We start from the raw sequence: 10,339 nt of genomic DNA, 5'->3' as shown, positions 1-10,339 counted from the left end.
CCGTCGTACTGGTAAATCCGGTACCGAGGGTTCGAATCCCTCCGTCTCCGCCATATCATGCAAAGTTGCCGTCGACTTTGGCCCTAGCGAAATGGGGCCTCTATCATCGCGGCGATTACCTTTGCCGCATGTTTGAGCGTCGCGCCCGATTGCCACATGCGGTGCGGGCGGGATTTGTCTGACAGCTCGCTTTCGCGCGATGCCAGAATGGCGCCCAAAGTGGATCCCAGGAAAACGAAACGCTCATTCTTTTTCGCTGCTGGCATTTCGGGCATCAGCCGACGCAGGTGATCAAGGCAACGCTGGTATCCCGTGTTCCAACGCCCCTCGAGCGCCTCCATGAAAAAGGCACGATGCGAAAGTCCCAGCAGCGTGAAAAAGCGGTTGAAGCTCTCATCGCCCGGGTTTGCTTCAGGATCGAGCGAGGTTTCGATCATCCCTTCGATCACTTCGGTGACATTATGCGGTCCGCCTTTCGCCTCGCAATCGTCCAGCCAGGCATTTCGGCGAACATCAATCGCGCGGGCTCCGTCGACGATCAGCTCGCGAACCAGCGCCTCTTTCGAGCCGAAATAATAGCCGACAACGGCGTGGTTTTTCTGCCCGGCGGCCTCGGCAATCTGGCGCACGGTAACACCGTCAATCCCGCGCTCGGCAAATAGGCGCAAGGCCACTGCTTTCAAATGCTCCGCAGCATCAGATCGCACTTTCGGGGCGGGATTGGCCATAGCCAGAACCTAGGCTTGACTCATTTTTACGTCAACTGCATTATCCATTTGGATAATATTGGAGAGGATTCGTTGGAGATGATCGACGGCGTCGATCTTTCGGCACTCGAACAGTGGATGGACCGACAAGGGCTTGGAGAGGGGCCCATTGCCGAGGCCACCACATTGGCGGGTGGCACACAGAACATATTGCTGCGGTTCAGCAGATCTGGCCGCTCCTATGTCTTGCGCCGCCCGCCGCCCGTTTTGCGCGCCAATTCGAACGAAACCATGCGCCGCGAAGCGCGTGTGTTAGCAGCACTTAAAGGCAGTAACGTCCCACATCCCGAGCTGATTGCGGCCTGCCCCGAAGCGAATGTGATCGGGGCATCTTTCTATCTGATGGAGCCGATCGAGGGTTTCAACGCGACACAAGGCCTGCCTGCGCTGCATGCTGGGGACGCGGTCGTCCGCCACCGCATGGGGCTGGCGATGGTGGAAGCTATCGCAGCACTCAGCCAAGTGGATTATCGCGCGGTGGGCCTCGAAGGCTTCGGAAAACTCGACAACTGGATCGAGCGGCAGGTCGGGCGGTGGGCTTCACAACTCGCAAGCTATGCCGAAATGCCGGGTTGGACCGGCCCCGATGCGATACCTGGCGTATCCAAAGTCGCACAGTGGCTCGATGCACATCGCCCCACCAACTTCCAGCCGGGCATTATCCATGGCGATTTCCATTTCGCCAATGTGCTGTTCCGCAACGACAGCGGCGAACTGGCCGCTGTGGTTGATTGGGAATTGTGCACTTTGGGCGATCCGCTGCTCGACCTCGGTTGGCTCGCTGCGACATGGCCGGAAAATAACCACCCACATGCAACCGATGTCGCGATTACGCCGTGGGAGGGCTTTGCTACCCCCGACGAACTGGTCACTCATTATGCCGAACTGACTGGCCGCGACCTCGCAGACTTCGATTGGTACGCGGTGCTCGCTTGCTACAAGCTGGGCATTATTCTTGAAGGCACGCATGCACGCGCCTGTGCGGGAAAGGCGCCGCGCGAGACCGGCGACCGGCTGCACGCCCACACCATCCACCTCTTTGAACGCGCGCTGCGGCGCATCAGCTGAAAGGAATATCCTCTATGGCCAACGACACCGATTTCATCGGCAAGCATGTGCTGGTTGTCGGCGGATCGAGCGGGATCGGCAATGGCATCGCGCATGGCTTTCGCGAGCGCGGCGCCAAAGTGCATGTCTGGGGCACCCGCGCGAACGCAGCCGACTATGATCCGGCCGATGGTTCGGACCTGAGCGGGCTGGGCTATTCCTGCGTCGATGTCAGCGATCCCGATGCGATTGAGGGAGCGGCGATGCCCTTCGACACACTCGACGTGCTCGTGCTTTGCCAAGGCACCGTTGTCTATAAACGCGGCGAATTTGAGCGGCCCGGTTGGGATCATGTGATGGCGGTCAATCTCGACAGCCTGATGCACATTTCGCGCAAATTCAAACCGCAACTGCTCGACAGCAAGGGCAGCGTCATCATCGTTAGTTCGATTTCGGGGCTGAAGGCCAATATCGGCAACCCGGCCTATGCCGCATCCAAGGCAGGCGCGATCAGCCTGACCAAGACGCTGGGGCAGGCATGGGGGCCCGAAGGCATCCGCGTCAACGGCCTCGCCCCCGGCCTTGTCGACACCAAGCTGACCAAGGTGACCACGCAAAGCCCAGAACGGCTTGCAGGCGCGCTCGCCAATATTCCGCAACGCCGCATGGGCCTGCCTGTCGACATGGCGGGCGCGGCCATTTTCCTAGCATCCCCGCTCGCCTCTTATGTCACCGGCCACACGCTGATCGTCGATGGCGGGCTTTCCCTCTGAAAGGACTTTCCCATGGATTTCGAACATAGCGACAAGGTCAAAGGGCTGCTGGCCCAAATTCAAGCTTTCATGGACGAGCATGTCTATCCCAATGAGGAAGACTATCATCGCTTCGTGACCGATCCGGCCAATATCTGGAAGGAATGGCCGAAAATGGAGGACCTGAAGGCCAAGGCGAAGGCATTGGACATGTGGAACCTGTTCCTGCCGCACGAATATGGCGAATTCTCGCCCGGCCTGACCAATCTGGAATATGCCCCGATTGCCGAACTGCTCGGCCGCGTGCCCTGGTCGAGCCAGGTTTTCAACTGCTCCGCGCCCGACACCGGCAATATGGAAGTGCTGGCCAAATATGGTTCGCCCGAACAGCAGGAAAAATGGCTCAAACCGCTGCTCAATGGCGAAATCCGTTCGGCCTATGTCATGACCGAGCCACAGGTCGCATCCTCCGATGCAACCAACCTCGAACTGTCGATCACACCCGATGGCGACGAATATGTCATCAACGGCCGCAAATGGTGGATTTCGAACGCGATGCACCCGCGTTGCGACATCTGGATCGTGATGGGCAAGACCGATTTCAATGCTCCGCGCCACGCGCAGCATTCGCAAATCCTGGTCGAACCCAGCACTCCGGGTATCACCATCGTGCGCCACCAGACCGTTTTCGGATCGCACAATTCGCCGGGCGGCGAATCCGAACTGCGCTTTGAAAATGTCCGCGTGCCCAAGGGCAATCTGATCCTCGGCGAAGGCCGCGGGTTTGAGATTGCGCAGGGCCGCCTCGGGCCGGGCCGTATCCACCACTGCATGCGCTCGATTGGGCAGGCGCAGCGCGCGCTTGAGATCATGGCACGCCGCGTCGACAGTCGTGTCGCTTTCGGCAAGAAGCTCGCCGACCAATCGTCGATCCGGCAGGATATCGCCAAAAGCTTCTGCGAGATCGAAATGTCGCGTTTGCTGACGCTGAAGGCTGCTGATGCGATGGATCGCTATGGTAACAAGGTGGCGAAAGACCTGATCGCTGCAATCAAGGTTGTCGCGCCGCAAATGGCGCAAACCGTGTGCGACCGCGCTATCCAGGCGCATGGCGGGATGGGTGTTTCGGATGACACGCCGATTGCACGTTTCTTTACGCTGAACCGCTTCGTGCGCATCGCCGATGGCCCGGACGAGGTGCATATGAGCCAACTCGGCAAGTCAAAGATCAAGGAATATGTTGCGATGAACGAGCGTTGAGGAGGGATTGATGGCATCGCTTTTCGATCTGACCGGAAAGGTCGCGCTCGTCACCGGCGGCAATAACGGCATCGGCCTTGGCATGGCCGATGGTCTTGCCGCGCACGGGGCGACGGTAGTCATCTGGGGCACCAATGGCGAACGCAATGCCGAGGCGGCCGAAAAGCTGCGTGTGCATGGCGGCGAGGTTCGTTCGGCACAAATCGATGTGTCGGACGAAGCCGCCGTCGCCAAGGGCGTGGCAGACATCATCGCCGAATTCGGGCGACTTGATCAGGCGATTGCCAATGCCGGCATTTCGATCTCGCGCAAAAGCCTGTTCGACATCAGCGTCGAGGATTTTCGCAAGATCGAAGAAGTGAACATCCACGGCGTGCTTTTCACCCTGCGTGAGGCAGCACGGCACATGGTCGAGCGGCACAAGGCGGGTGACGGCGGCGGCTCGTTGGTCGCCATCTCCTCGACCTCGGCGATCCACGGCGCGGCGCGCAACGAACATTATGCCGCGACCAAGGGCGCGGTCGTTGCGATGGCGCGGGCGATGGCAGTCGAGTTCGCCCGTTACGGCATTAGCGTGAACAGCGTGCTGCCCGGCTGGACCCGGTCTGGCATGACATCGGGCCTGCAGGAATGGGACAAGTTCAACGAAGCGGTGATCAGCCGCGTACCGACCGGCGACTGGCTCGATGGCTCCGATTTCGCGGCCATCGCGGTCTATCTCGCCAGCCGGGGTTCGCGCAACCACACCGGCGACACCATCGTCATCGACGGGGGCTACACCATCTACTGAGGTTCGCGAGGGAGAGAGCGATGGGCAGGATCAAAAGCGGCGAGCGCACACTGACAACGGCAGAGTTTGACGAACGCGCGCGGCGAGCCGCGACCGTCATCCAAGGGCTGGGGGTGGAAAGCGGCGACGGCATCGCGCTCTACCTGCGCAACGACATCGCTTATTTTGAGGCGGCTTTCGGCGCGGGAATGCTGGGCATCTATCCGGTCCCCGTTAACTGGCATTACACGCCGGATGAGGCGAATTACCTGCTGACCGACAGCGGCGTGAAACTGCTCCTCATCCATGCCGACCTCTATGATCCCATCAAACAGGCGATCCCGGCCGACCTCAAAGTTATCATCGTCGAAACCCCGCCGGAAATCCGCGAGGCTTACAGCATTTCAGAGACCCCTCAGCCTGAAGGGCTGCCGCGCTGGCATGAACTGGTCAATGCGGCAGCCCCATTTTCGGGGGATGGCGAAATGGCGCCAAGCACGATCATCTATACATCGGGAACCACAGGTCGGCCCAAGGGTGTGCGTCGCGCGGCCTTCACGCCGGAACAGGCCGAGGCGGTCAACACCATGCTTGGCTGGTCTTACGGCTATTCCGAAGTGCTGGCCGGGAAACGCGATCCGGCGACGATCACAACCGCGGTAATCGGCCCAGTCTATCACAGCGCTCCCAACGCCCATTCCTCTTTCTCGATCCGCGTCGGCGCCAATGTCGTCATCTGCCCGCGTTTCGATGCCGAGGCGCTGCTGGCGCTTATCGAAAAGGAACGGATCACGCACCTCAACATGGTACCGATCATGTTCAACCGGCTGCTACGCCTGCCCGAAGAGGTGAAGCGCAAATATGACCTGTCGAGCCTCGAATATGTCACCCATGCCGCCGCGCCCTGCCCGCCGCCGGTCAAACGCGCGATGATCGAATGGTGGGGGCCGGTGATCTGGGAATATTATGGCTCTACCGAGATGGGCAATGTCACTTGTCTGTCGTCAGAGGAATGGCTGGCGCACCCCGGATCGGTCGGGCGTGTACAGCCCGGCGTGACGCTGCGCGTGGTCGACCCGGAGGGGAATGACGTGCCGCCCGGCACCATTGGCGAGGTTATCGGCAAAGGCCGCCACGGTACCAATTTCACCTATCAGAACTCGCCCGAAAAGCGCGCTTCGATGGAGAAATACGGCCTGATCACCCCCGGTGACATGGGCTATTTCGACAATGACGGCTTTCTCTATTTGTGCGACCGCATCAACGACATGATCATTTCGGGCGGCGCAAATATCTACCCTGCCGAAATCGAGGCCGAACTGCATAAGCTGCCCGGTGTTGCCGACTGCGCGGTGTTCGGCATCCCCGATGAGGAATTTGGCGAAAGCGTGATGGCGGTGGTCCAGCCGATGCCGGGTATGTCGCTGACGCCCGAAGGGCTGCAGGCAGAGCTCAAAAAGGTCCTCACCGGTTACAAGGTTCCGCGCCGGATCGACTTTGCCGACAGCCTGCCGCGCGAGGATTCGGGCAAGATATTCAAGCGTAAGCTGCGCGAACCTTTTTGGGAAGGACGGGAGCGGAGAATATGAGCGAAGCGATACTCGAACCGGATCTGCCAATTATCGATCCGCACCACCATCTATGGGACTGGCGCTCTCGCCTACCCTATCTCCCTGCCGAAATGACCCATCCGTTCGAGGCGATCCTGCGGCAGACGCCACGCTACCTGCTCGACGAATTGCTGGCGGATACGGGCAGCGGTCACAATGTGGTTGGCACCGTCTATGTCCAGTGCGGCGCCTTTTACCGCGCCGATGGGCCCGAAGCGATGCAGCCGGTGGGCGAGACCGAGTTCGTTAACGGCGTCGCCGCGATGGCAGCCAGCGGCATCTATGGCCCGACCCGCGCCTGTGCAGGCATCGTCGGCCATACGGACCTTGGACTCGGTGATGCCGTAGCCGAAGTGCTCGATGCGCACATCGCCGCCGGTGGCGGGCGTTTCCGCGGGATTCGCCACATGATGGCGCATGACGATGATACCGCCGTGCTTGGCCCCCTCGCCCATGCAGCCCCCAATCTGTGTGCGTCACCGCAGGTCCGCTCGGCGCTGAAGCATTTCGCCCAGCGCCAGTTGTCGCTCGATATCTGGGTGGTCGAGCCGCAACTGCCCGAAGCCGTTGAACTGGCTCGTGCTTTCCCTGACGTGCAGATGGTGATCGACCATGTGGGCACACCGGTCGGGCTGGGCCGCTATTCCGGCAAACGCGACGAGCGTTTTGCCGGATGGAAAGCGAGCATGGCAAGGCTGGCCGAACTGCCCAACGTCCATATGAAGCTGGGTGGCCTCGGCATGCCCTTCCCTGGTTTTGAAGGCATGGGGCCAGATGTGCGTCCGTCGTCCGAAGCGCTGGCAGAGGCGTGGGAACCTTATATCGAAAGCTGCATCGAACTGTTCGGCGCCAACCGTTGCATGTTCGAAAGCAACTTCCCCGTCGACCGCTGGGGTGCCGACTATCCGACGCTGTGGAACGCCTTCAAACGCATCACGGCGGGCGCTTCTTCGGAGGAAAAAGCGGACTTGTTTGCGGGCACAGCAGCCCGTTTCTATCGTTTGGAAGGACTGGCATGAAGGCCCTGCGCTATTTCGGCGAACGCGACATCCGGCATGACAGCATGGAGGATCCAAAGCTCGAATCCGATCGCGATGCCATCGTCCAGATGACCGCCTGCTCGATCTGCGGCAGCGACCTTCATATCTATCACGGCCATGGCTTTTCCGAAGATACCGGCTTTTGCGTCGGCCATGAAGCCGTGGGCGAAGTGGTCGAGGTCGGCTGCGCTGTCACGCGGGTCAAAGTTGGCGACAAGGTGATGATGCCGGCCGCCGTCGGCTGCGGTGCCTGCCGTTCCTGCCTGTCGGGCGTGGTCAATAATTGCGAGAACAACGCCAGCGGCTGTTACGGTCTTTCGGCGCGATTGCAGGGCGTGCAGGCCGAAGCCTTCCGGGTGCCCGCCGCCGATATGAACGCGGTCAAAATCCCCGACGGCATCAGCGAAGACCAGGCACTGATGATGACCGATGCGATGGCGACCGCCTGGTTCGGCGCGCGCAACGCCGATATCCGCCCCGGTAGCAGCGTGGGCGTGATCGGACTTGGGCCGATCGGATTGATGACCGTCGAGGCGGCCTTCGTGATGGGCGCGCATGTCGTCTATGCCATCGATCCTATACCGGAACGGCGGGCGGTGGCCGAAGCTGTGGGCGCGATCGCGCTCCATCCCGACGAAGCTATGGAGCGCATCAAGCAAGACACCAAGGGACGCAGGCTCGATTGTGTCGTCGAGGTGGTCGGCAGCGACGCGACCGTCGATTTCGCGCTGCGTTGCGTGCGGGTTCGCGGGACGGTCTCGGTTATCGGCGTGCAGCAATCGCGCCGCTTCCCCTTCCCGCTTGAACGCGCCTTTGCCGGCGGCCTCACCTTCCGTGTCGGCACCTGTTCTGTGCCCGAGGAACTACCGGCGCTTTTCCCGCTGGTCCAATCCGGCCGCCTGAAGCCCGAACGCTATATCAGCCACCGCCTGCCGTTGAGACAAGGCGCCGATGCGTATGATATGTTTGACCGGCGCGAGGCGGGGGCATTGAAGATGGTGCTGGTTCCCTGACGCTGTCGGTCCTTTGCTAGCATCGGTTGCGATTAAAACCGCAGGGCTGAGTCTGTCGAAGCACGCCTTCCAGAAAAGCACTACCCGTTGAGACGCCCTTCGACAAGCTCAGGGCTGCGGTAAGTTTGAAGCGCTTGCAGGGAACAGGTTCAAACGGCTAACAGCCGGGCATGAACAGTCTCAGTTTCGTCCAGCGTTCGATCCTCGGCCAGACCTGGCAATGGAGGGGTAACCGGGCGGATGCGGGCGACCCCGATTTCACACCTGACGATCTCGTCACCCAATTGCTGCTGGCACGTGGTGTGGCGCGCGACGATCTGGAACGGCACCGCAACCCGACGCTGCGCGGCTTCATGCCAGACCCGTCAATCTTCCGCGATATGGATGTGGCGGCGGAACGGCTGGCGGACGCGGTTCAGCGCGGCGAGCAGCTGACTGTCTATGGTGATTATGATGTCGACGGTGCGACCAGCGCAGCCTTGCTGATCCGCCTGTTTCGCGAATTGGGCCTGGAGGCAGGCTATTATATCCCCGACCGGCTGCTCGAGGGTTACGGCCCATCAGGCGAGGCGCTTGTTCGGCTGGGAGACGCTGGCAACAAACTTGTCGTCACTGTCGATTGCGGCGCGATGGCCTATGAAGCACTTTCGCAGGCACGCGAGGCGGGCATGGAAGTGATCGTTGTCGATCACCACAAATGCGCCGCCCAGCTGCCAACCGCTTTCGCGCTGGTGAACCCCAATCGCCTCGACGAGGCAGACGACGCCGCCGCACACGGCCATCTGGCGGCGGTCGGTGTGGCCTTCCTGCTAGCTGCCGCCATAGTGCGCGTGCTTCGCGGCCGTGGCTATTTTGCCGACCGTGATGAGCCACAACTGATGGCATTGCTCGATATTGTCGCACTGGGAACGGTCGCCGATGTCGCCCAGTTGAAAGGCCTGAACCGCGCCTTTGTGGCACAGGGCCTGAAAGTCATGGCCGCACGCCGCAATATCGGGCTCAACGCGCTTGCAGCCGCTGCACGGCTCAATCGCGCACCGACCTGCTCGGACCTTGGCTTCGCGCTGGGGCCCCGCATCAATGCGGGCGGGCGTGTGGGCAAATCCGATCTTGGTGTGCGCCTGCTGACTACGACCGATCCCGATGAGGCGCGCCTCATCGCGCAGGAGCTCGACCGGCTGAACGAAGAACGTCGGGCGATTGAAGCCCAAGTGCAGGAGGCCGCCGAAGCCGCGATGGCAACGCAGCACAACCGCGCCGTCGCATTGGTATCGGGCGAAGGCTGGCATCCGGGAGTCATCGGTATCGTTGCCGGGCGCATAAAGGAGAAGTTCGGCAAACCGGCCATTGTCGTCGCGGTGGATACCGACGGCACCGGAAAAGGATCTGGGCGCTCAATTAACGGTGTCGATCTTGGGGCGGCTATCATTTCAGCGCGGGAGGCCGGGCTGTTGGTCGCCGGTGGTGGCCACGCCATGGCGGCGGGGCTGACCGTAGAAGCCACCAAGATTGATGCGCTCTCCGATTGGCTCGACGAACGACTTGCGGGGGATGTATCGCGCGCCAGCTCCGAAAAGACCCTGTCGGTCGACGCGATGGTCAATCCGCGCGGGCTGAGCCCTATGCTGGTTGAAACACTGGAAGCGGCGGGACCCTATGGCACCGGCTGGCCAGGACCACGCGTGGTAACCGGTCCGGTACGCATCGTGAAATGCGACATCGTCGGCAAGGACCATGTGCGCGCCATCGTTTCAGGGGATGACGGCGCATCGTTCAAGGCGATGGCTTTCCGCCAGGGTGAAAGTGCGTTGGGCCAACAACTGCTCCATGGCGAACGCGGGCAGAAATACTGGCTTGCAGGGCGCGCCCGCCTTGACGATTGGGGTTCGACGCCCAAGGCCGAATTGCACATCGACGATATCGCCATTGCCTGATTTTGGCGGGCGGCGGAAATCTTTGAAATCGGGCCAACTCGGTTCTTGACGAGTGCAAAGCGAATCCGTAAAGGCGCGCTTCCATCTTCGATGGCCCCTTCGTCTAGCGGTTAGGACGCGGCCCTTTCACGGCTGAAACACGGGTTC

The 10,339-nt window shown here is 61.1% G+C and carries 9 protein-coding genes; 8 read left to right on the top strand and 1 reads right to left on the bottom strand.

All coding sequences use genetic code 11. The features are described from left to right. Positions 1-83 precede the first annotated feature (83 nt). Positions 84-728, bottom strand: a complete 645-nt coding sequence (locus PKC81_RS13490) for a helix-turn-helix domain-containing protein (RefSeq protein ID WP_324336950.1) — start codon at positions 726-728, stop codon at positions 84-86. A 48-nt stretch (positions 729-776) separates the two neighbouring features. Here PKC81_RS13490 and PKC81_RS13485 point away from each other — a divergent pair, with 48 nt between their 5' ends. From PKC81_RS13485 to recJ, 8 genes are all read left to right on the top strand, one after another. Continuing rightward, positions 777-1,835, top strand: a complete 1,059-nt coding sequence (locus PKC81_RS13485) for a phosphotransferase family protein (protein WP_324336948.1) — start codon at positions 777-779, stop codon at positions 1,833-1,835. A gap of 14 nt (positions 1,836-1,849) precedes the next feature. Further along, the gene (locus PKC81_RS13480; RefSeq protein ID WP_324336946.1) at positions 1,850-2,587 is read left to right on the top strand and encodes an SDR family oxidoreductase; all 738 of its coding nucleotides are present in this window, start codon (positions 1,850-1,852) and stop codon (positions 2,585-2,587) included. A gap of 12 nt (positions 2,588-2,599) precedes the next feature. Further along, positions 2,600-3,826, top strand: a complete 1,227-nt coding sequence (locus PKC81_RS13475) for an acyl-CoA dehydrogenase family protein (protein WP_324336944.1) — start codon at positions 2,600-2,602, stop codon at positions 3,824-3,826. A gap of 10 nt (positions 3,827-3,836) precedes the next feature. Next, positions 3,837-4,616, top strand: coding sequence for an SDR family oxidoreductase (locus tag PKC81_RS13470; RefSeq protein ID WP_324336942.1), 780 nt, complete (start codon positions 3,837-3,839; stop codon positions 4,614-4,616). A gap of 20 nt (positions 4,617-4,636) precedes the next feature. Next, positions 4,637-6,184 carry an acyl-CoA synthetase gene (locus tag PKC81_RS13465; protein WP_324336940.1) on the top strand — a complete coding sequence of 516 codons (1,548 nt, stop codon included), beginning with the start codon at positions 4,637-4,639 and terminating at the stop codon, positions 6,182-6,184. Then, complete coding sequence (locus PKC81_RS13460) at positions 6,181-7,224, top strand: amidohydrolase family protein (RefSeq protein ID WP_324336938.1); 1,044 nt, start codon at positions 6,181-6,183, stop codon at positions 7,222-7,224. The genes PKC81_RS13465 and PKC81_RS13460 overlap by 4 nt, the downstream gene beginning before the upstream one ends. Continuing rightward, on the top strand, positions 7,221-8,258 hold the full coding sequence (locus PKC81_RS13455) for an alcohol dehydrogenase family protein (RefSeq protein WP_324336936.1): 1,038 nt from the start codon (positions 7,221-7,223) through the stop codon (positions 8,256-8,258). Before PKC81_RS13460 ends, PKC81_RS13455 begins: the two co-directional genes overlap by 4 nt. 170 nt (positions 8,259-8,428) lie before the next feature. After that, a complete protein-coding gene (gene recJ, locus PKC81_RS13450; RefSeq protein ID WP_324336934.1) occupies positions 8,429-10,192 on the top strand; it encodes a single-stranded-DNA-specific exonuclease RecJ in 1,764 nt (587 codons plus the stop codon). The last annotated feature ends 147 nt before the right edge of the window (positions 10,193-10,339 follow it).

Source organism: Sphingorhabdus sp. (assembly GCF_035329025.1).
GTDB lineage: Bacteria > Pseudomonadota > Alphaproteobacteria > Sphingomonadales > Sphingomonadaceae > Sphingorhabdus_B.
The sequence above is the reverse complement of the archived record's forward strand: the minus strand, read 5'-3'. Positions and strand labels throughout refer to the sequence as shown.

Coding starts and splice junctions, on each gene's coding strand:
- PKC81_RS13480 (WP_324336946.1), top strand. CDS start 1,850: ATGGCCAACGACACCGATTTCATCGGCAAGCATGTGCTGGTTGTCGGC.
- PKC81_RS13455 (WP_324336936.1), top strand. CDS start 7,221: ATGAAGGCCCTGCGCTATTTCGGCGAACGCGACATCCGGCATGACAGC.
- recJ (WP_324336934.1), top strand. CDS start 8,429: ATGAACAGTCTCAGTTTCGTCCAGCGTTCGATCCTCGGCCAGACCTGG.
- PKC81_RS13465 (WP_324336940.1), top strand. CDS start 4,637: ATGGGCAGGATCAAAAGCGGCGAGCGCACACTGACAACGGCAGAGTTT.
- PKC81_RS13475 (WP_324336944.1), top strand. CDS start 2,600: ATGGATTTCGAACATAGCGACAAGGTCAAAGGGCTGCTGGCCCAAATT.
- PKC81_RS13470 (WP_324336942.1), top strand. CDS start 3,837: ATGGCATCGCTTTTCGATCTGACCGGAAAGGTCGCGCTCGTCACCGGC.
- PKC81_RS13460 (WP_324336938.1), top strand. CDS start 6,181: ATGAGCGAAGCGATACTCGAACCGGATCTGCCAATTATCGATCCGCAC.
- PKC81_RS13490 (WP_324336950.1), bottom strand. CDS start 728: ATGGCCAATCCCGCCCCGAAAGTGCGATCTGATGCTGCGGAGCATTTG.